General features: G+C 72.9%; 21 protein-coding genes. 15 read left to right on the top strand and 6 right to left on the bottom strand.

Going from position 1 to position 20,201, the window contains the following annotated elements:
- Positions 1-20: 20 nt before the first annotated feature.
- The gene (locus tag PT931_RS31935; RefSeq protein WP_456249437.1) at positions 21-1,637 is read left to right on the top strand and encodes an extracellular solute-binding protein; all 1,617 of its coding nucleotides are present in this window, start codon (positions 21-23) and stop codon (positions 1,635-1,637) included.
- 190 nt (positions 1,638-1,827) lie between these two features.
- Here PT931_RS31935 and PT931_RS31940 read toward each other — a convergent pair whose 3' ends face one another.
- A complete protein-coding gene (locus PT931_RS31940) occupies positions 1,828-2,880 on the bottom strand; it encodes a LacI family DNA-binding transcriptional regulator (RefSeq protein ID WP_456249438.1) in 1,053 nt (350 codons plus the stop codon).
- Between the two features lie 106 nt (positions 2,881-2,986).
- Between PT931_RS31940 and PT931_RS31945 the strand changes: the two genes are divergently transcribed.
- Both PT931_RS31945 and PT931_RS31950 read left to right on the top strand, forming a co-directional pair.
- The gene (locus PT931_RS31945; protein ID WP_456249439.1) at positions 2,987-4,894 is read left to right on the top strand and encodes a DUF2264 domain-containing protein; all 1,908 of its coding nucleotides are present in this window, start codon (positions 2,987-2,989) and stop codon (positions 4,892-4,894) included.
- A 53-nt stretch (positions 4,895-4,947) separates the two neighbouring features.
- On the top strand, positions 4,948-6,858 hold the full coding sequence (locus PT931_RS31950) for a carbohydrate binding domain-containing protein (protein WP_456249440.1): 1,911 nt from the start codon (positions 4,948-4,950) through the stop codon (positions 6,856-6,858).
- Here PT931_RS31950 and PT931_RS31955 read toward each other — a convergent pair.
- Positions 6,839-7,720, bottom strand: coding sequence for a helix-turn-helix transcriptional regulator (locus tag PT931_RS31955; protein WP_456249441.1), 882 nt, complete (start codon positions 7,718-7,720; stop codon positions 6,839-6,841). The genes PT931_RS31950 and PT931_RS31955 overlap by 20 nt on opposite strands.
- Before the next feature lie 130 nt (positions 7,721-7,850).
- Between PT931_RS31955 and PT931_RS31960 the strand changes: the two genes are divergently transcribed.
- The 3 genes from PT931_RS31960 to PT931_RS31970 all read left to right on the top strand — a co-directional run bounded on the left by PT931_RS31960 (position 7,851) and on the right by PT931_RS31970 (position 11,013).
- Positions 7,851-8,897 (top strand): NAD(P)-dependent alcohol dehydrogenase, encoded by a 1,047-nt coding sequence (locus PT931_RS31960; RefSeq protein ID WP_456249442.1) that lies wholly within the window; start codon positions 7,851-7,853, stop codon positions 8,895-8,897.
- A gap of 128 nt (positions 8,898-9,025) precedes the next feature.
- Positions 9,026-9,694 (top strand): response regulator transcription factor, encoded by a 669-nt coding sequence (locus PT931_RS31965; protein WP_456249443.1) that lies wholly within the window; start codon positions 9,026-9,028, stop codon positions 9,692-9,694.
- Positions 9,691-11,013 (top strand): sensor histidine kinase, encoded by a 1,323-nt coding sequence (locus PT931_RS31970; protein WP_456249444.1) that lies wholly within the window; start codon positions 9,691-9,693, stop codon positions 11,011-11,013. The genes PT931_RS31965 and PT931_RS31970 overlap by 4 nt, the downstream gene beginning before the upstream one ends.
- Here PT931_RS31970 and PT931_RS31975 read toward each other — a convergent pair.
- Positions 10,961-11,461, bottom strand: coding sequence for a hypothetical protein (locus tag PT931_RS31975; protein ID WP_456249445.1), 501 nt, complete (start codon positions 11,459-11,461; stop codon positions 10,961-10,963). The two genes, PT931_RS31970 and PT931_RS31975, sit on opposite strands and share 53 nt — an antisense overlap.
- An 87-nt stretch (positions 11,462-11,548) precedes the next feature.
- On the opposite strand from PT931_RS31975, the gene PT931_RS31980 reads away from it, so the two are divergent.
- The 6 genes from PT931_RS31980 to PT931_RS32005 are packed head-to-tail and all read left to right on the top strand — an operon-like array spanning position 11,549 to position 15,664.
- Positions 11,549-12,679, top strand: a complete 1,131-nt coding sequence (locus PT931_RS31980) for a branched-chain amino acid ABC transporter substrate-binding protein (protein ID WP_456249446.1) — start codon at positions 11,549-11,551, stop codon at positions 12,677-12,679.
- A 28-nt stretch (positions 12,680-12,707) separates the two neighbouring features.
- Positions 12,708-13,391 (top strand): hypothetical protein, encoded by a 684-nt coding sequence (locus tag PT931_RS31985; RefSeq protein WP_456249447.1) that lies wholly within the window; start codon positions 12,708-12,710, stop codon positions 13,389-13,391.
- 55 nt (positions 13,392-13,446) lie between these two features.
- On the top strand, positions 13,447-13,770 hold the full coding sequence (locus tag PT931_RS31990; protein WP_456249466.1) for a PadR family transcriptional regulator: 324 nt from the start codon (positions 13,447-13,449) through the stop codon (positions 13,768-13,770).
- On the top strand, positions 13,767-14,807 hold the full coding sequence (locus PT931_RS31995; protein ID WP_456249448.1) for a hypothetical protein: 1,041 nt from the start codon (positions 13,767-13,769) through the stop codon (positions 14,805-14,807). The genes PT931_RS31990 and PT931_RS31995 overlap by 4 nt, the downstream gene beginning before the upstream one ends.
- A 39-nt stretch (positions 14,808-14,846) precedes the next feature.
- On the top strand, positions 14,847-15,167 hold the full coding sequence (locus PT931_RS32000) for an ArsR/SmtB family transcription factor (RefSeq protein ID WP_456249449.1): 321 nt from the start codon (positions 14,847-14,849) through the stop codon (positions 15,165-15,167).
- Entirely contained in the window at positions 15,164-15,664 is a 501-nt protein-coding gene (locus PT931_RS32005) for an SRPBCC family protein (RefSeq protein WP_456249450.1), read from the top strand. The genes PT931_RS32000 and PT931_RS32005 overlap by 4 nt, the downstream gene beginning before the upstream one ends.
- 141 nt (positions 15,665-15,805) lie before the next feature.
- On the opposite strand, the gene PT931_RS32010 is transcribed toward PT931_RS32005, so the two are convergent.
- The 3 genes from PT931_RS32010 to PT931_RS32020 form a co-directional block, all read right to left on the bottom strand.
- The gene (locus tag PT931_RS32010) at positions 15,806-16,162 is read right to left on the bottom strand and encodes a GntR family transcriptional regulator (protein ID WP_456249451.1); all 357 of its coding nucleotides are present in this window, start codon (positions 16,160-16,162) and stop codon (positions 15,806-15,808) included.
- Between the two features lie 91 nt (positions 16,163-16,253).
- Positions 16,254-16,790: a hypothetical protein gene (locus PT931_RS32015; protein ID WP_456249452.1), complete on the bottom strand. Its 537-nt coding sequence runs from the start codon at positions 16,788-16,790 to the stop codon at positions 16,254-16,256.
- A gap of 526 nt (positions 16,791-17,316) precedes the next feature.
- The gene (locus tag PT931_RS32020; RefSeq protein ID WP_456249453.1) at positions 17,317-17,571 is read right to left on the bottom strand and encodes a DUF2277 domain-containing protein; all 255 of its coding nucleotides are present in this window, start codon (positions 17,569-17,571) and stop codon (positions 17,317-17,319) included.
- Between the two features lie 191 nt (positions 17,572-17,762).
- On the opposite strand from PT931_RS32020, the gene PT931_RS32025 reads away from it, so the two are divergent.
- The 3 genes from PT931_RS32025 (at position 17,763) to PT931_RS32035 (ending at position 20,140) form a co-directional block, all read left to right on the top strand.
- The gene (locus PT931_RS32025) at positions 17,763-18,848 is read left to right on the top strand and encodes a carboxymuconolactone decarboxylase family protein (protein ID WP_456249454.1); all 1,086 of its coding nucleotides are present in this window, start codon (positions 17,763-17,765) and stop codon (positions 18,846-18,848) included.
- A gap of 120 nt (positions 18,849-18,968) precedes the next feature.
- Complete coding sequence (locus PT931_RS32030) at positions 18,969-19,553, top strand: hypothetical protein (RefSeq protein WP_456249455.1); 585 nt, start codon at positions 18,969-18,971, stop codon at positions 19,551-19,553.
- Entirely contained in the window at positions 19,550-20,140 is a 591-nt protein-coding gene (locus PT931_RS32035; RefSeq protein ID WP_456249456.1) for a copper resistance protein CopC, read from the top strand. Before PT931_RS32030 ends, PT931_RS32035 begins: the two co-directional genes overlap by 4 nt.
- Positions 20,141-20,201: the final 61 nt, after the last annotated feature.

Raw genomic sequence — 20,201 nt, forward strand, 5'->3', positions numbered from 1 at the left:
AGGCTTGGAAAGGAACTTCCATGGACCGCAGGTCCCTCCTCAAGATGATCGGCGCCGGGGCGCTGGCGGTGACCGCGGGCCCGGCGCTGGCCGGCTGCGGCGGCGGCTCCGCCAAGGGCGAGGTCGGCAACTCGGGCAAGAACCTCACCCCGTGGCCGACGTACGTGCCGTTCGCCGGGCCGAAGCCCGACCTGGCCGGCGACGCGAAGACCGGCGTGCAGCCCGGCTACCTGAACTACCCGGCCAACCTCGCCCAGGCCGTCAAGGACAAGCCGGGCGACGGCTCCGACGTGACCGCCATGGTGATCACGTACGGCACGCCGCCGAAGCCCGTCGAGCAGAACCAGCTCTGGGCCGCGCTGAACAAGGCGCTCGGGGTGAACCTGAAGCTCGTCATGGTGCCCGACGCGGAGTTCCAGAAGAAGATGGCCACCGTGATGGCGTCCGGGGACCTGCCCGACATCATCATGTTCGGCGCGGGCTACTACCTGTCCCGCGAGCAGGACTTCATCCTCAGCCAGTGCGCGGACCTGTCCGACCTGATCGGCGGGGACAACGTGAAGGCGTACCCGAACCTGGCCAACATCCCCGGGTACTCGTGGAAGGGCATGGGCCGGATCGGCGGCAAGCTGTACGGCGTCCCGACGGAGCGCCCGATGCCCGGCAACAGCCTGATCCTGAACCGGTCCGCGCTGGAGAAGGCCGGCGTGCCCCGCGACTGGGACGCCGACGGCTTCCTCGCCGCCATGAAGGGCTACACCGGCAACAAGAAGTGGGGGATCGGGGCGTCGGCCAGCAACTTCACCGGCCCGAACACGGCCGCCTACCACGCCGGTTCGTTCGGCGCGCCCAACCTGTGGAAGGTGGAGAACGGCCAGTTCGTCTCCACGTACGAGACCGAGCAGTTCCGCAAGGCGCTCGAGTTCATGACCAGGCTGCCGTACTACCCGGACTCGCTCACCACCAGCGCCGTGGACATGAAGTCGCTGTTCTACAACCAGACGGTCGCCTCGATGACCGACGGGTTCGGCGCGTACCAGGCGACCACCACCAAGGTGAAGGACTTCACCTTCGACTTCGCGCTGCCGTACGCGAAGAACGCCACCCCGTGGCAGGGCAACGGCCGGTTCGGGTACACCGTGTTCAAGAAGGCGTCCGCCGACCGGCTGAAGCTGCTGCTGCGGGTGTGCGACTACCTGGCCTCGCCGTTCGGCTCGAAGGAGTACGAGCTGGCGAACTTCGGCGTCGAGGGCGCGCACTTCACCCGGGCCGCCGACGGCGGGATCACGCTCACGGACCTGGCGAAGGTGGAGAACAACACGACGCTGCCGTTCAAGTACATCGCCGCCGCCCCGCAGGTCATCTACTTCCCCGGCATGCCCGACGCGACCCGCCGGCTGCACCAGTGGGAGAGCGACACCCTGCCGCGCAGCGTCTCGGACCCGTCCAACGGTCTGCGGTCCGGGACGTGGTCGGCCAGCGGCGCGCAGCTCGACAAGGTGATCGGCGACGGACTCGCGGCGGTGCTGTTCGGCCGCAAGTCCCTGTCGGAGTGGGACACGATCCTGAAGGACTGGAAGAGCAAGGGCGGAGCGAAGGCCGCCGAGGAGTACTCGAAGGAGCACGCCGCCGGCTGACCGGCCCCCGACGGCCGGTACCCGGGATCCCGGGGCCGGTCGCGGGCCGGTCCCGCCCGGCCGCGGTGGTCGTCGTCGGTCGCCGCGGCCGGTTCCGCCGTCCGGGTGGCCGCCCGGTCGCCGCGGCCGGTCCGGTCCCGTCGCCGCGTGGCGCGCACCGGCCCGTGTCCCCGGGCCGGCCCGTCGTCGGTCAGGCGCGGCGGCGGGACCGGACCGACTCGCGGATCACCACGTGCGTCCCGAGCATCACGTTCGGGGCGAGTTCCTTGGAGTGCAGCGCGAGCCGGACGGCGGTGCGGCCCAGCTCCTCGCTGGGGATGTGCACCGTGGTCAGCTGGAGGTCCAGTGCCGGGGAGACGTCGTTGTAGCCGACCACCGACATGTCCCGGGGCACCGACAGCCCCGCCTCGCGCAGGGCCTGCATCGCGCCGGCCGCCACCAGGTCGTCGGAGCCGAAGATGGCGGTGAAGTCGGGCGGGCCGGCGGCGAGGCGGCGGCGGGTCGCGTCGTACCCGAACGGCCGGCCGAACCTGCCGTGTACCTGCAACGCCGGGTCGGCGGGGATCCCGTGCTCGGCGAGGGCGCGGCGGTGGCCGGCGATCCGTTCCTCGGCGGTGCTGTGGCCGGGCGCGCCGCCCAGGTAGAGGATCCGTTCGTGGCCCTGGGACAGGAGGTGGCTGGTCAGCGCGTACGCCCCGGCCGTGTTGTCGTACTCCACGGTCACGGCCGGCACGTCGGGGCCCAGGGACGGCCGGCCGACGAGGACCAGGCGGGAGCCGGACGTGTGCAGGGACTGCGCGATCTGCGCCATCCGCTGCCGGTACTCCTCGTTCTCGACGACCGCGCCGACCAGGATCACCGCGTCGGCGTGCTGTTCGCGGAGCAGCGCCAGGACGGCCATCTCCCGGTCCGGGTCGGCGCCCGTCGAGCACACCAGGCACAGCCGGCCCTCGGCGGCGGCCTGGTCCTCCACGCCCTGGGCGATCTTCGCGTAGAAGGCCGCGTCCACGGTGCTGATCAGGATCGCGACGGTCTTGGCGCTCTGGCCGGACAGGGCGCGGGCGTGCGCGTTGACCACGTAGTCCAGCGCGGCGACGGCCCTGGTGACCTTGGCCCGGGTGGCGGGCGCGACCGGGTAGGTGCCGGCGAGGACCCGGGAGACGGTGGCGACGGAGACCCCGGCCCGCTCGGCGACGTCGCGGATCGTGGCCCGGCCGCCCGGGGCGTTGCGCTTGCGGGTCATCGGCCCTCTGTTTCTGTAAACGTTTTCCTTGCAGAGTAGTACATCCCCGGTCACGGTCGAGAACACCCTCTTGACAGGTACCCGTCGATTGGTAAACGCTTTCCGCATGTACTCGCCACTGTCGCCGGGGCGCCAGTCCCCAGCCCCCGGTCCGGCCGCCCCCGGGCTCCGGTTGCCCGCCCGGGACCTCCGGCTGTCCCCGCACACCGGGTGGGGGCGCGGGCACTGGGAGGCGGTCGCCGACCACTGGCTGCTGCACCTGCGCCGGTACGCGAGCCCCGACCGGGCCTTCTTCGACATCCCCGGCCGGACCAGCGGCTCCGGGGCGCGCAGCGACGGCCTGGAGGGGTTCGCCCGCAGCATGCTGCTCGCCGCGCACCGGACCGCCCACGGCGACGACCCGCACGACCTCGCCGGGTGGTACGCCGCAGGCATCACCGCCGGGGTCGCCGGCGCCTGGCCGCTCGCGGACCCGTGCCGGACCCCGATGGTCGGCTCCGGCCAGCCCACCGTGGAGGCCGCGAACCTGGCGCTGGCGCTCCGGGCCGGCCGGGGCCGGATCTGGGACCTCCTCGACGCCGTGACCCGCGAACGCCTGGTCGACTGGCTCGGGCACCACGCCCGGCTGCCGGTGTGGCCCAACAACTGGCAGTTGTTCCCCGCCGCGTGCGAGGCGTTCCTCAGCTCGGTCGGCGCGGACGTCACCGGCTGCCGGGGCGCCGAGGGGGTCGCCGTGATCGAGGGCTACCACCTGGGCGACGGCTGGTACCGCGACGGCCCCGGCCGCAACTTCGACCACTACATCGGCTGGGCGATCCACCCGTTCCTCGGCATGTGGTACGCCGAACGCGGCACCCCGGACGAGCTCCGGGCGTGGCGGGGGCGGCTGGGATCCTTCGTCGCCGACCTCGCCCGCACCTTCGCCCCCGACGGCCGCATGCTGCACCAGGGCCGCTCGCTCACCTACCGCACGGCGTCCCTGGCCGCCCTGTGGCTCGCGGAGTCCGAGGGCGTGTCCCCGCTCGCGCCGGGGGAGACCCGCCGGATCGCCAGCGGCCTGCTGAAGTACTTCGTCGCCCGGGGCGTCGGCGTCGACCGGCCGGTGTCGCTCGGCTGGTGCGCGGCCGACCACCTGCCCCTGACCCAGACGTACAGCGGCCCCGGTTCGCCGTACTTCGCCGGGATGGGCTTCGCGGGCCTCGGGCTCCCGAAGGACCATCCCGTGTGGACGGCGGAGGAGCCGGCCCCGGACGACGCGCCGTTCACCCGCCCGCTGCCGGCGGCCGGCTGGCTGCTGCACGGGGCCGGCGACGGGGTGGTCCGCCTCGTCAACCACGGCAGCGACCACGCCTCCGACGCCTGGAACCCCGGCGGCGGCGACCCGGACGACCCGCACTACGCCAAGTTCGGCTACTCCACCCACACCGCCCCCGGCACCGGTGCCGCCTTCGACGACGCGGTCGACGGGCACCTCGCGCTGCTCCGGGACGGCCGGGCGAGCCGGCGCGGCCCGATCCGGGGCCACCTGGTCGACGGCGACCTCGCCGCCTCCTGGCACGTACCCATGCGCGACGGCATTGCGTGGGACGCCCGGGTCGTGACCGCCTCCGTGGTCGACGCCGGCCACGAGGTGCGCTGCCACTGGGTGACGGCCCCGGGGCCCCACGGTCTCCGCGAGGGCGGGCACGCCGTCTCCGGGGCCGAGGTCACCGCCGCCGACGGCACGGTCCGGTCCGCCGACGGGCTGGTCAGCGCCGTCGTCGGCCTGCACGGCTGGACCGGCGCGGGCAGCGTCCGACAGGACGGGGACAACGCGCTCGGCCCGGCCGCCGCCGCGCCGTACCTGACCGGCGAGGTGGTCGGCGGGGGCGTGTTCGTCGCGGACCACCAGCTCGGGTTCGCGCCCACCGCGCCGGCGGAGGCGACCGTGACCGGCACGGTCGTGACCGTGGCGTTCCCCTCGGGCCGCACCCGGACCCTCGACCTGGCGGCCCTGTTCGACCTGCCGGAGTAACCCGGGCCCGATGGCGTGCCCACCCCCGTCCCCCCGACCCCGAAGGAGCGCACATGAGACCCCTCCTCGCCGTGCTGGCCCTCACCACCACCCTCCTCACCCCGACGGCCGCCCAGGCGGCGGCCCCGGCGACCTACCACCTCGACTGCTCGGCCACCACCGCCGGCGACGGCAGTGCCGCGAGCCCCTGGCGCGACCTCGGCACGGTCAACGCCCGCACCTTCGCCCCCGGCGACACCCTCGTCCTCAGGCGGGGCGTGACGTGTACCGGGCAGCTGCACCCGCTCGGCTCCGGCACGGCCGCCGCGCCGATCACCGTGGCCGCGTACGGCACCGGCACCGCCCGGCCTGTCGTCGCGGCGGCCGGCACCGCGTACTCGGCGTTCTACCTGCGCAACCAGCAGTACTGGGAGATCAGGGATCTGGAACTCACCAACGACGCCCCCACCGCCGCCGAGCGCAACGGCCTCCTCGTCGAGCTCACCGACTACGGCACCGGGCACCACTACGTCGTCGACGACGTGTACGTGCACCACGTGCGCGGCAACGACGACAAGGCGAGCAACGGGATCCAGTTCCGGGTCACGGGCACGACCACCCCGACGAACTTCGACGACGTGCTCGTCCAGAACTCCGAGATCTTCCACGTCGACCGCGAGGGCCTGACGACCCGGTCGACCTGGATGTGCCGGCCGACGTACGGCACCGGGGACGGCTGCGGCACGAAGCAGAACTGGGTGGCCAACACCCGGGTCGTGTTCCAGGACAACGTGCTGCACGACATCGGCGGCGACGGCGTCGTGCTCCGGGTCTCCGACCACGGACTGGTGCAGCGCAACCTGGCCTACGACATCGCGATGCGCTCGCCCGGCAACAACGCCGGCCTGTGGACCATCAACAGCGACCACCCGACGTTCCAGTTCAACGAGGTGCACCACGTGCGCCGCCAGCCGGGCACGAACGACGGCACGGCCTTCGACTCGGACTACGGCAACCTGAACGCGCTGTTCCAGTACAACTACAGCCACGACAACGAGGGCGGCTTCATGCTGTTCTGCGGGGCGTGCGGGGCCGGGTCGAGCTCGACGGGCACCGTGGTCCGGTACAACCTGAGCGTGGCCGACAAGTCCCGGATCCTGTACGCGGTGGGGGAGAAGGACGCGCGGATCCACAACAACACGTTCCACCTGCCGGCCGGGTCCACCACGGCGATCGTGCAGGACTCGGGGAACACGAAGGTCGCGTTCACGAACAACATCGTGTCCAACCTCGGCTCGGGCGGCTACGGGAGTTCGGCGTCGTCGGCGTACACGTGGAAGAGCACTGCGTTCTTCGGCAACCACCCGGCGAGCGAGCCGGCCGACGCCACGAAGATCACGGCCGACCCGTTGCTGGTCGCACCCGGCACCGGGCCGGACGGCCTGAAGCTCGGCGCGGGCTCACCGGCCCGGGGCACGGGCACGGTCGTCGCGGGCAACGGCGGCCGGGACTACTTCGGCGCCGCGGTCCCGACCAGTTGCCGGCCGGACATCGGCGCGCACCAGGCCTCGCCGGCGACCTGCGCGAACCTGCTGGCCAACGGCGGCTTCGAGGCCGGCACCCTGGCCCCGTGGACGGTCTACAACCGGGGCCAGCTCGACCCGACCGCGCACTCGGGCACCTCCGGCGTGCGGGTCGGCGCCTACCCCGGCTCCGTCGAGCAGGTGGTCACGGTGCAGCCCAACCGGACCTACACCCTCGCCGGGTGGGGCAGGGTGTCGGCGACCGGCACCCAGGTCGTGATCGGCGTGAAATCCTACGGGGGTACGGAGACCCGCGCGCCCGCCTTCACCACCACGTCCTGGGCGTCCGGCAGCGTCGCGTTCACCACCGGCGCGACGAACACCACGGCGGTCGTCTACTGCTACGCCCGGGTCGGCACCGGCTACGGCTACTGCGACGACCTCACCCTCGTGGCGACCTGACCGCGCGCGGCTGCTCGCCGACCGACTCCGCCTCGGCGGGGCCCCAGCTGGCGAGCAGCCGCAACGCCTCCGCCGACGCCGAACCCGGCTCCGCGTGGAACGTGATCAGGTACTGCTCGCCGGGCACCGGGAAGATCTCGTACGCCAGGGTCATCGGCCCCACGACCGGGTGCTGGAACTCCTTGGTCCCGAACGTCTTGTCCTGCACCCCGTACGCGGCCCACAGCTGCCGGAAGTCCTCGCTGCGCACGGACAGCTCGCCGACCAGCGTGCACAGCCGCTCGTCGCACGGGTACCGTCCCGCGTCGAACCGCAGGTAGTTGACCGTGTCGCGCGCCTTGCCCGCCCAGTCCACGAACAGCTCCCGGGCGGTCGGGTCCAGGAACACGAACCGGGCCATGTTCCGCTCGGCCGGCGGCAGGGCCGGGAAGTCGACGAGCAGCGCGCGGGCGAGGCGGTTCCAGCCGAGCACGTCGGTCCGCCGGCCCGTGATGTACGCCGGCACCCCGTCCATCGCGTCGATGAGCTGCTGCAACTGCGGCCGGACCCGCTGCGGCCGGACCGGGCGCGCCGCCGCCCGCCGGTCGGGCCGGGCCAGGTGCATCAGGTGCGCCCGCTCCGCCTCGTCGAGTCGCAACGCCCGGGCCACGGCGTCGAGGATCTCCACGGACACGTTCTGGCCGTTGCCCTGCTCCAGCCGGGTGTAGTACGCGACGCTGACGCCGGCGAGCTGGGCCAGCTCCTCCCGGCGCAGCCCCGGAACCCGACGCCGGCCACCATACTGGTGCAGGCCTGCCTCTTCCGGGCTCAACCGGGCCCGGCGGGAGCGGAGGAAGTCGCTGAGTTCGGTGTGCAGGCCCATCGTCCCAGTATGCAAGGTGTGCGGGCCCCGGATCCTGTCCCTGCCAGTGGTACCAAAACGGGTGGTCTGGGTAGCGGCCGCGGACCCGGCGACACTGGTCAGGACAAACACGTGACAAGGAGAGCCTCACATGGCGAACGTCTCTGCCTACGCCGCGCCCTCGGCCAAGGCCCCGCTGGAGCTCACCACCATCCCGCGCCGCGCGGTGCGGGAGCACGACGTGCTGATCGAGATCGCCTACGCCGGCATCTGCCACTCCGACATCCACCAGGTCAACGAGGACTGGGGCACCGCGAACTTCCCGATGGTGCCCGGTCACGAGATCGCCGGCGTCGTCACCGAGGTCGGCCCCGGGGTCACGCGGTACGCGGTCGGCGACCGGGTCGGCGTCGGCTGCTTCGTCGACTCGTGCCGGGAGTGCGACAACTGCAGGGCGGGCCTGGAGCAGTACTGCTCGGCCGGCATGACCGGCACGTACAACGGCCACGACCGCCAGGGCGAGATCACCTACGGCGGGTACAGCACGCACATCGTCGTCGACGAGAACTACGTGCTCGGCATCCCCGAGGGCGTCGGGCTCGACGAGGCGGCCCCGCTGCTGTGCGCCGGCATCACCCTGTACTCCCCGCTGAAGCACTGGAACGCCGGCCCCGGCAAGCGGGTCGCCATCTTCGGCCTCGGCGGGCTCGGGCACATGGGCGTCAAGATCGCGCACGCCCTCGGCGCGGAGGTCACCGTGCTCAGCCAGTCGCTCGCCAAGCAGGCCGACGGGCTCAAGCTCGGCGCGGACCACTTCCACGCCACCGGGGACCCGTCGACGTTCGTGGAGCTGGCCGGCACGTTCGACCTGATCGTGAACACGGTCTCGGCGAACATCGACCTCAACGCGTACCTCGGCCTGCTCGCCACCGACGGCACCCTCGTCAACGTGGGCGCGCCGGAGGACCCGAGCCCGGTGCAGATGTTCGCGCTGATCGGTGGGCGCAAGACCCTGGCCGGTTCGATGATCGGGGGCATCGGCGAGACCCAGGAGATGCTCGACTTCTGCGCCGCGCACGGGCTCGGGGCCGAGATCGAGGTCATCGCGGCCGACCAGATCAACGAGGCGTACGCCCGGGTGCAGGCCAGCGACGTGCGCTACCGGTTCGTGATCGACATCTCCACGCTCGCCCGCTAGGTTCGCCGGGGGCCGGGCCGCTGACGCGCCCCGGCCCCCGGTCCGTCCAGGCTCCGGCGCTCCCCGGATGCCCCGCCCCAGGACGGTTCCCCCGCCGCGCGGCACCCCGACGTTGTACCCTCCCGTGCATGCGGGTGCTCGTCGTCGAGGACGACTCGGACGTTCGGGGCGTGGTCGTCGCCGCCCTGAGATCGGCCGGTTTCGCCGTCGACCAGGCGGCGGACTGGAGCCAGGCCGACCTCAGCCTGTCCGTGAACGACTACGACTGCCTGGTTCTCGACCGGATGCTCCCCGAGGGCGACTCGGCCGACCAGCTCTACCGCCGCCGCCAGGCCGGCCTGACGGTGCCCGCCCTGATGCTCACCGCCCTGGACGACGTGCACGACCGGGTGGCCGGCTTCGAGTCCGGGGCCGACGACTACGTGGCCAAGCCGTTCTCCTCGGCCGAACTGGTGCTGCGGGTCCGCGCGCTGTGCCGCCGGCAGGGCAGCATGCTCCCGCCCGTGATGCGGGTCGGGGACATCGAGGTCGACGCCGCCCGGCGCGAGGTCCGCCGGGCCGGCATCCTGCTCACCCTCACGCCGAAGGAGTTCGCGGTCCTGGAGACCCTGCTCGCCCGGCACCCGTCCGTGGTCAGCAGGGCCGAGCTCATCGAGCACTGCTGGGACGAGGTGGCCGACCCGGCCTCCAACGTCGTCGACGTGATCATCGCCCAGCTGCGCCGCAAGCTCGGCGAACCGCTGGCGATCGCCACCGTCCGGGGCGCGGGCTACGGTCTGCGGCACCCGTCGATGTGAAGCGCCGTCCGCGCGCCGCCCGGCCGCAGGTGCACCTGCAGACCGCGGCCCGGCTCGTCTCGCTCCGGGTCCGGCTGACCGTCCTGCTGCTCGTCCTCAACGTCGCCGGGCTCGCCGGCATGGGCGCGGTCGCCCTGGTCGTGGACTCCGAACAGCGCAGCGAGGTCGCCACCGCCGAACTGCGCCGGGTCGCCGGCACCGCCGTGGCCCTGCTGTCCTACGACTCCGGCGCGCTCCGCCTGGACAGCCTGTTCACCGACCCCACGGCCCAGGGCCCCACGGCGGTGTACGTGTTCGAGGCCAGCCGTACCGACGTCAACCTGGTCTTCGCGCACCCGTCGGGCCGGCTGACCATGCCCACCCCGGCGCTGCTGCAACCGGCCCGGGACGTGTGGCGGACCGGTAACCAGCTCGCCGCGACGGCCACCGACGCCACGGGCCACCGCGTGCAGCTCCTCGCCGTGCCGTTCGCGCACGGGGTGACGGGCGCCGTCGCCGGGACCGTGGTCGCGATCGCCGACCCCCGGCCCGGCCAGCTCGCCCACCAGCGGCTCGCCCTGGCCCTGGTCGCCGGGGGCGCGATCTTCATGACCCTGGCCGGCGGCGGGGGCTACCTGCTGGCCCGGCGCGGCACCCGGCCGGCCGCCGAGGCGGTCGGTCAGCAGGAGCACTTCCTGGCCGACGCGGCGCACGAGCTGCGCACCCCGCTGACCGTGATGCGGGCACTGTCCGAGGCCGCGCTGAAGAACCCGGAGCAGCAGTCCGACGCGCTCCGACAGGTACTGCGGTCCACCGAACGGCTCACCGACTCCGTGGAGGCGCTGCTCACCCGGGCCCGGGTGGTCGCCGGCCTGCGCGCCCTGGAACGCCAGCCGTTCCGGCTCGACCAGCTCGCGGAGGAGGCGGTCGCCGAGGCGGTGCCGGCCCCGCACGTCCTGACCGTGGAGGTCGAGCCCACGGTGCTCTACGGCGACCCGACCCTGGTCCGGATCGCCATCCAGAACCTGGCCCGCAACGCGGTACGGCACGGCCGGCGCGGCGCCGAACCGGCCCGGATCCGGCTGGTCGTCACCGAGGCGACCGTGACCGTCGAGGACAGCGGCACCGGGGTCCCCGACTGGGCGCTGGACGCGCGGACCCGGCGGTTCCGGACCGGCTCGACCGACGGCATCGGGCTGGGTCTGGCCATCGCGCAGTGGGTGGCCGAACTGCACGGCGGCACCCTGCGGCTCAAGGCGCGCCCCGGCGGCGGCACCAGCGCGGTGCTCAGCCTCCCTGACCGCCCGGCCGTGCGGCCCGCCCGCCGTTGGGGGCGATGACCCACCACCCGGCGGCGTGGTCCTGGCCGTTGGTGTCGCCGGGCATCCGGTCGCCGCTGTAGCCGTACAGCGGCCAGCCGCCGAGGGTCAGCTGTACGGAGCCGTCCTCGCGGGCCACGTTGCCGACCAGTTGGCGGTCGATCCCGACCACCCGCAGCTCGCCGTGCACGAGGACGGGCGTGAACCGGGCCGCGCACTCGTTGACGCAGGTCGAGCGGGGCGGGGCCGAGCTGTCGCGCTCGTACCGGTACAGCACGTACCCCTGGCCGTCGATCACCATCGGCCCGAGGATCCGCGAGTCCACCGCGAACAGGCCGGCGTCGGGCAGCCGGCCGTGGGTGGGCCCCGACGACGGGGTCACCGGGGGCTCGGCCGTCCCGGTGCAGCCGGACAGCGCCACGGCGACCGCGACGGCGGCCGGCGCGAGGAGCCTGGACCAGGGAGTCACCCTCCCAGTATCCGGCCTCATGAAATCCTCACCATCGCCGGACCACACTGTGAGTCACAACACTGACGACGGGTGGGAGGGGTGGGTATGCGCTGGTACGGCGTCACCGCCCTCCTGCTCCCGGCCCTGGTCGCGGCGGGCTGCGTGAACGCCGCCGACCCCCAGCCGGACGGGTGCGGCAAGCAGATCGCCGTGTTCGGCCCGCTGAGCGGGGTGTCGGAGAACCTGGGCCGCAACGTCCGCGAGGGCGTCGAACTGGCCATCGAACAGCACAACGCGGCACACCGCACCTGCACGGTCCAGGTGGCGACGTTCGACTCCCAGGGCGACCCGAAGCAGGCGCCGGCCCTGGCCCAGCGGGTGGTCGCCAACCAGGAGATCATCGGCGTCGTCGGCCCGGTGTTCTCCGGCGAGTCCCAGGCGGCGGTGCCGCTGCTCGACCAGGGCCAGGTCGTCACCATCTCCACCTCGGCGACCGAGACGAGCCTGACGGGCCACGGCTGGCGGACGTTCCACCGGCTGCTGGGCAGCGACGCGCAGCAGGGGCCGGCGATCGGCCGGTACATCGAGAAGGTGCTCGACGCCGAGAAGGTGTTCGTCATCGACGACACCGGCGCGTACGGTCACGGCCTCGCCGCCCAGGTGATGGAGGTCCTCGGCCACCACGTGGTGCGCAGCGCGACCGTGCGCTCCAAGCAGCTCGACTTCTCCGAGGTGGTCGCCCAGATCGTCGCGGCCAAACCCGACACGATCTTCTACGGCGGGTACTACGACGAGGCCGGCAAACTCCTCCGCCAGGCGCGCGAGGCGGGCGTCACCGCGACGTTCGTGGCCGGCGACGGCGTGAAGGACGAGGGTTTCCTGCAGCGGGCCGGCCCGGCCGCCGCCGAGGGCGCGGTCATCACGTGCCCGTGCCACCCGCCGGAGACGGCCGGGGGCCGGTTCTTCACGGAGTACCGGGACCGGTTCGGCCGCGCACCGGTCACCTACAGCGCCGAGGCCTACGACGCGGCGACGATCTTCCTGCGCGGCCTCGTCGCGGGGCACACCACCCGGCCCGACATGGTCGCGTACGTCAACGCCTACTCGGGTACGGGTGTCACCGGCGACATCCGGTTCACCGAGACCGGTGAGCTGGTCGGCTCGGCCGGCAAGGTCTGGGCGTACCGGGTCCGCGCCGGGGCCATCGTGACCGACCGACTCATTCCCGAAGCCTGACCCCGAGACCTGACCCCGGAGGCAGACGATGACCGCATCCCTCACCCGGCACGCCCCGATGATCCGCCGCGCCGACCCGGCCACCGACGGTCTGCGCCGCGCGCTCGCCGAGGTGCCGACCGGCGAGTACGCGCTGCTGGAGGCCGCCATCGCGTGGCGCAACTTCCGGCCGGCCCAGACCCGGCCGTCGCGGCGCGGGGGAGCGACGGCCCAGACCCCGCCGACCGGGCTGCGGTACCTGCCGCTCGCCGAGGTCGACGACGAGCAGGTGGCCGCGCGGCTGTGCCGGCTGCTGTCCGAGCTGGCCTGGGCCGTGGTGACCCGGTCGGAGCCCGCGCCCGGTACCTCGCGGCCCCGGCTGCGGGTGGAGGTGCCCGCCCCCGTGTACCACCTGGTGGTCCGGGCCCTCAGCGGCGCGCTCCGGCACGCCCGCCGCGAGCTGGACGCGGACCTGGCCGGCTCGGGGGCCGGGGCGGCCGCCGCGACCTGGCGGATGGGGCTGCTGATCGGCGGGCTCGGCCCGAGCCGGGACGCGATCTGCCTGCGCACCGGCGCGTCGGGGACGGCCGACCTGCTGGTGACCGCCGCCGCCGTGCTCGGGGTGTCCGCCACGGTCGACGAGGTGCGCGGCGACCCGGCCGTCCTGGTCTGCCAGGCCGGCGACGTCCGCCGGCTGCTCAACGCCGCGGTGACCCCGGCGCTGGTCCGGTAGCCAATCTTGCCAGGATATCCTGGCAACCATTATATTGGCCGGCATGACCAAGGCCATGACCGAGCCCGCCTTCTTCATCCTCACCGCGCTCGTCGACACCCCCCGGCACGGCTACGGGATCGTCCGCGACGTGGCGGAGCTGTCCCAGGACCGGGTCGCCCTCAAGATCGGTTCGCTGTACGGCATCCTCGACCGCCTCACCGCCGACGAACTGGTCGAGCCCGACCGCGAGGAGGTCTGGCAGGGCCGGCTGCGCCGCTACTACCGGCTCACCGAACGCGGCCGGCACGCGCTGGCCCGGGAGGCCGAGCGCCAGGCCGTCAACGCCCAGGTGGCCGTCGCGCGCCTGCGGGCCCGGCCGGCCGGCGGTGCCGCGTGAGCCGGCTGGAGCGCCGGTACCGCAGGCTGCTCCGACTCCTGCCCGCGCCGTACCGCCGGGCGTGGGAGGGGGACATGGTCACCGCGTTCCTGGAGAGCATGGCCACCGACGACCCCGAACTGGACGAGGACATCGCCGACCTGGGTCGGCCGCCGGCCGCGGAGGTCCTCAGCGTGCTGGCCCTGGCCGCCAGGCTCTGGTTCGGCGGGCTGGGCGCGCCGCCCAAGCAGTTCGTCTGGGGCCAGGCGCTCCGGATCGCCGTGCTGGTCGGCCTGTTGTCGCACGCGGCCTCCGCGGTCAGCTCGTTCGTGGTCCGGCTCTGGATCGACGGGCGGCTGGCCGTGATCCCCTTCGGCCCGCCGGGCACCGCCGGGGAGGCCATCCCCGTGCCCGGCGTCGAGGCCGCGCTGCCGCCGGCCCTCTGGGACCAGGTCTGGGTCGTCGTCGACGTGCTCGTGCTGGTCGGATACCTGGCGCTGCTGCTGGGGCGCCGCCGGCTCAGCCAGGTCCTCGTGGTGCTGGCGATCCTGCCGGCCCCGCTGTACCAGGTGCTCTACGACGGCGAACTGCTGCTCCGCAATGCTCCCCGGCTCGTCCTCGACGTGCTGCTGGTCCTCGCGATGGGCGCCTTCCGGTCCGACGCGCCGAAGCCGCGCCTGTGGCCGTGGCTGCTCGCGGTCCCGGTCGGCGGCCTGGTGCTGGCCGCTCCGCTGATCCTGGTGCTCGGCCTGGCCCCGGACCCGTTCAGCTGGTCGTTCGACACCGCGACCGTGTACGGCGTCCTGCTGACCGTCGCCATCGCGGTGCACCTGGTGGCCGGCGCGCTCCGGCCGGACCGGGACTCGGCCCGGGGGCTGGCCCTGCTCGTTCTCGGCGGCGCGGTGCTCGGGCTGCGGCTCGGCACGTGGGGTGTCGTCGCCGGCTTCGGTTCGCGGCCGTGGGTCGAGCTCCTGCCGGTCGCCGCCCTGCTCGCCGTCGGCCTGCCGCTGGCCCTGCGCACCCGGCGCGCCCTGCGGGGCCTGCCGCAGGAGGCCTGACCCTTTACATGTGACCATTTGGTCACCTATTCTGGGTACGTGACCGACGACGACCGCGTGTTCAAGGCCCTGGCGGACCAGACCCGCCGCCGCCTGCTCGACCGGTTGTTCGCCCGGGACGGCCAGACGCTCACCGAGCTGGAATCCGAGCTCGAGATGACCCGGTTCGGGGTCATGAAGCACCTGAGGGTGCTCGAGGAGGCGGGCCTGGTGGTCACCCGGAGGTCGGGGCGGGAGAAGTTGCACTTCCTCAACCCGGTGCCGATCCGGCTGATCCACGACCGGTGGATCGACAAGTACACCGAGCGCCGGGTGTCCGCGCTCGTGGACCTCAAGAGCGAACTGGAGCAGGGACCATGACCACCACCGAACAGCACGTCCAGGTGTACCGGGTGTACATCAACGCCACCCCTCAGGCGATCTGGGACGCGATCACGACTCCGGAGTGGACCGAGAAGTTCGGCTACGGCGGCCGCTCGGTGTACGACCTGACCCCCGGCGGCGCCTACCGGGGCTACGCCAGCGCCGAGATGGTCTCGATGGGCGCCCCCGAGCTGGCCGTCGACGGCGAGGTGATCGAGTCCGATCCGCCGAAGAAGCTGGTCCAGACCTGGCGGATGCTGATGGACGAGGAGATGGCCGCCGAGGGCTTCAGCACCCTGACGTACGAGATCAAGCCGGGCGAGGGCGGCGTCACCTCGCTGACCGTCACCCACGACCTGACCGGCCAGTCCCGGCTGCGGCCCCTGATGTCGGGCAGGCTGGCGGACACGGGTGCCGGTGGCGGCTGGGCGTGGGTGCTGAGCAGCCTGAAGACGCTGCTGGAGACGGGCGCGCCGCTCAACTGGCCCGGCTGACCGCGCGGTTCGGGGTGCGACCTGGCCGACGCGATCAGCCTGCGCACCCCTGGGTCGACGCGACCACGCACCGCACCCGGGCAGCCGTCACGCGACCGCACGTCGCGCACCCGCTCCGCCCCCTGGGGCGGGTGGCCCGGCTCAGTCCCCGAGTGCCGCCGCCACCAGCCGCAACGCCTCGTCCCGCGCGACCCCGGCCCGGCGCACCGTCTCGGCGAACGCGGCGGCCGCCACCTGCACCCGGCGCTGCGCGGCGTCCCCGAACGCCGTCACGAACGTGCCGTTGCGCCCCCGGGTCTCGACGACCCCGTCCTGTTCGAGCTCGCGGTAGGCCCGGGCCACGGTGTTCGGGGCGAGGCCCAGTTCGCCGGCCAGGGCGCGCACGGTGGGCAGCCGGGTGCCGACGGCGAGTACCCCGGTGCGGACCTGGTCCGTGATCTGGGTTCTGAGCTGCTCGAACGGGGGCACGGGCCCGTCCGGGACGACAGTGACGTTCATGGCCTCATCGTGACACGCGGTGCGGACCCGCGCCCCGTCACACGGGGCGGACCCGTGCCGTCGGGCACGGGTCCGCGGAGAGCGGTCAGGCTCAGTGGTAGATCTTCAGGCTGACCCGCGAGGTCAGGCTCTTCAGGCGGTTGGTGCCCGCCAGACACTGCTGGAGCTCGACGGCCGAGCCGACCTGCTGTTCGACCACGGAGCTGCCGGTGAACAGCCCGGCGATCACCGTGCCCGTGTAGGTCGTCACCAGGGTGCTGCCCGAGATGTACGCGGTGTGCGTCGCCTGGACCTTGGTCGTCGCGCCGGTGTTCCACAGGATCGTGTACGTCACGACGAACGTCTGCAGGTTCATCTGGCACTGGTCGTTGAGGGTGGAGCTCACGTTGACCAGGCCGGACACCAGGTTCGGCACGGTCTGCGAGGTGCAGGGCTTGTATGTGGTCTTGTAGGTGAGCACGGTGGGCGCGAGCACCAACGAGATCGGCGGGTTGAACGTCGTGACGTTGCTGCTCGGCGGTACACAGCTCGCGTCGGTGACGGAGGCGTGTGCCGGGCCGGCGAACGCCACCAGGCTGCCGGCGAGGGCGAGCAGGGTGACGGCGGCGGCGCGGGCGAGTCGGACCATCGTGGTCCTCCGATCGGGGGAGTCGGAAGGAACATATTGATGTTGGACTATATTTGAAGGTTAAGATCAGGTGTAGCGTCTGTCCGAAAGAGACAGTGCCAAGCCTGTGGACACGAAAAAGGATCAACCCCACGACCATCACGGGGGTACGAGGGCCCCGCGTCCCGACCCGCATAGGCGCGAACTCCGGCCGGTTCCCCCGGGGCGAACGGGCACGTGTCATCCCGGACCGAACGGGGGCGCCGGGAGGCGACGGGCCCCGAGGTCCGGAGGGCTGGGGGCGCGAGGCCGGGTGTCTGGGGGCCCGGGGCCCGGGGCCCAGCTGTCTGCGGCCCCCGAGGCCGGGGTGTCCGGGGCGTGGCCTCAGATCACGAATGGCGCCACGTCACGGGGTGGCGGCTGGTGCTCCCGGCTCGCGACCGCCCCGGCGCGACCGCCCCCGGCGCGCGCGGCGGGCGGGAGAGCTCGGGCGGCGGGCTGTCCGCCGCCCGGCACGGCGGCGAGCCCCGGCCCGGTGGGCGGAGCCTCAGGCGGCGTCGGCGGCCGGCTCCTCGTGCGGGTGGTGGTGATGGTGCTGCCCCCGCACCTCCAGCCGCCCGAGCAGCTCGGCGGTCGCCCGGGCCACGGCCTCCACGGCGGCGTCGAACGCCTCGGCGTTGTGCGCCGCGGGCTTGCGGAACCCCGACACCTTCCGCACGTACTGCAGCGCGGCCGCGTGGATGTCGTCCTCGGTGACCTCGGGCGCGACCGGGGGCCGCAGGATCTTGATGCTTCGGCACATGCCCCCCATTATGCCCCGCCCCACCCCGCCCGGACCCGGTCGGAACTGGGCCCCGACCCATCCCGTCACACCGGTCGACACCCCGCGCCCACGTCGATTTCTCCCAGAGTGCTCGACTGCGCGCACACCGGTCGTGACGGCCCGGATGCGGTACATACTGGGAATTCACCACACCATCGCGGGAGGTCAGCATGGTCGTCGGGCGGGTTATCTCCTCGGTCGCGCAGCGTCAGGTCCGGTACGTGGCGCCCGTGTCCCCCACCAACGCGACAGGGTTGGTGTCCACCGTGTACGGACAGGTCGCCGACGAGATGCGCCTCGTGGTGCCGCCGGCCCTCCTGCACTCGCCGTCCCCGGACCTGCTGGCCGCGTACTGGATGCTGATGCGGGAGCCGCTGCTGCCCACGGTCACGGTGAGCCGGGCCCTGAAGGAGGCGGTCGCGGCGGTGGTGTCGGTCGCCAACACGTGCCCGTACTGCGCCGAGATGCACAGCATCGGCCTGTACGACCTGTCCACCGAACAGGAGGCCGAGGCCGTCCTGGCCGACCGGCTCACCGAGGTCGGCGACCCGCACGTCCGCGCCGTCGCCGAGTGGGCCCGGTCCGCGCACCTGCCGGGCTCCCCGGGCGGCGAGCAGCCCTTCCCGGCGGCCGACCGGCCCGAGCTGGTCGGTGTCGTCGTCAGTTTCCACTACCTCACCCGGATGGTGAACGTCTTCCTGTCCAGTTTCCTGCTGCCGCCGGGGCTGCGGCCCGCGTCCCGCCGGCGGGCGAAGCGCGGCATCAGCCGGGTGCTGCGCCCGACCCTGCGCGGCGACCGCGAGGCCGGCCGTTCCGTACCGCTGCTGCCCGACGCGCCGCTGCCGACGGACGCGGGCTGGGCGGCCGGCAACCCGTTCGTCGAGGGGGCCGTGGCGCGGTCGTACGCGGCGTTCGAGGCGGCGGGGGAGCGGTCGGTGCCGCCGGCCGTGCGCGAGGTGGTCCGGGCCCGGCTGGCGGACTGGCGCGGCGAGGACACCGGCCTGAGCAAGTGGTGGGTCGACAAGCTCGTCGCCGGCCTGCCCGAGTCCCAGCGGGCCGCCGGCCGGGTCGCGCTGCTCGCCGCGCTGGCCTCGTACCAGGTGGACGAGAACGAGATCGCGGGGTTCCGGCGCTGGCAGGCCGACGACCGGGCGCTCGTGGACACCGTCGCGTGGGCGAGTTTCGCCGCGGCCCGACAGGTGGGCAGCTGGCAGGTGCCGGCCACATCCGGTTCCCTTCCGGGTACGCAGAGTTGAAGTGAGCACTTTGGAAGAAGAATCCGCGCGGAGTGCTCCGACAAGCTGGAAAAGCTGCGTCCTGACAGAACCTCGTCGTGTGCGCCGCTGACAGGCAATTTTCTTCCGCTGGAGGCACATATGACCACTATCCAGGCGCCGGGCGCCGGTTCCACCGGGTTGGTCAACCGGTTGAACGGCGTGCGGCACCGGTTCGCACTCAACCTGTTCATGGTGATCGTCGTCGCGCACTGGGCGGAACACCTCACCCAGGCCTTCCAGATCTGGGCACTGGGCATGCCCCTCAAGGAGTCCCGCGGAGTCCTCGGGTACTTCTACCCGTGGCTGGTCAAGTCGGAGTGGCTGCACTACGGGTACGCGCTGGTCATGCTCATCGGCCTGTTCCTGTTGCGCAGGGGTTTCGTGGGCCGGGCCAAGGGGTGGTGGACCGTCGCGCTGGCCATCCAGTTCTGGCACCACATCGAGCACCTGCTGCTGTTCGTCCAGGCCCAGAGCGGCACGATGTTCTTCGGCCAGGCCGTCCCGACCAGCATCGCCCAGCTCGTCTTCCCCCGGGTGGAGCTGCACCTGTTCTACAACACCATCGTCTTCATCCCGATGGTGGTCGCGATGTACCTGCACCTCCGGCCGAACCAGAGCGAGTTCGACCGCGCCGACTGCTCGTGCGCCAAGGAGCCGGCCGTGTCCGGCGCCTCGCGCGGATGACCACTGACACGGCCGAGCAGGGCGCTGCCGTCCGCTGGTGGCGACGGCCGTGGTCGCGTCGGTTGGGCGCCGGGATCGTGGTGGCGGTGGCACTCTCCATGGGAGTGATCGCCCTGCTCGAACCGGCGCCCACCGCGTTGTCGGCCCTCGCGCCCGCCGACGGCGAGGGCCTGGCCGCCGCGCCGACCGAGGTCGCGATGGAGTTCACCGCCCCGCCGCGGACCCGGGAGTACCACCTGACGGTCGCCACCGCGCGCGGGATACCCGTCACGGAGGGGACGGCCCGGGTGGACGGCTCGCGGATCACCGTGCCCGTGCGGATCGCCGACCGGGGCGTCTACCTGGTCGGATACCACGTCCTGCTGGAGGACGGCACCGAGGCGACCGGGATCAGCCGGTTCAGCGTCGGCGAGGCCAGCGCGCCCGCCCCGATCGGCGAGCCCCTGGCGGCCCCGGCCGGGCACGGCGGGCACGGCGCGAAGGACCCCCTGAGCCTCGTACTCGTCAGCATCGACGTCGTTCTGCTCGTCGCCCTGAGCACGTTGCTGTTCCGCCGCCCCAGGCCCCGGAGACCGGCCGCCGGCTAGCTCCCGGCGTGCGCACGGAAAGGTGCACCTGTTCCGCGGCGGATGCGATATGGAGGTTCGC

This window comes from Longispora urticae (assembly GCF_053902585.1).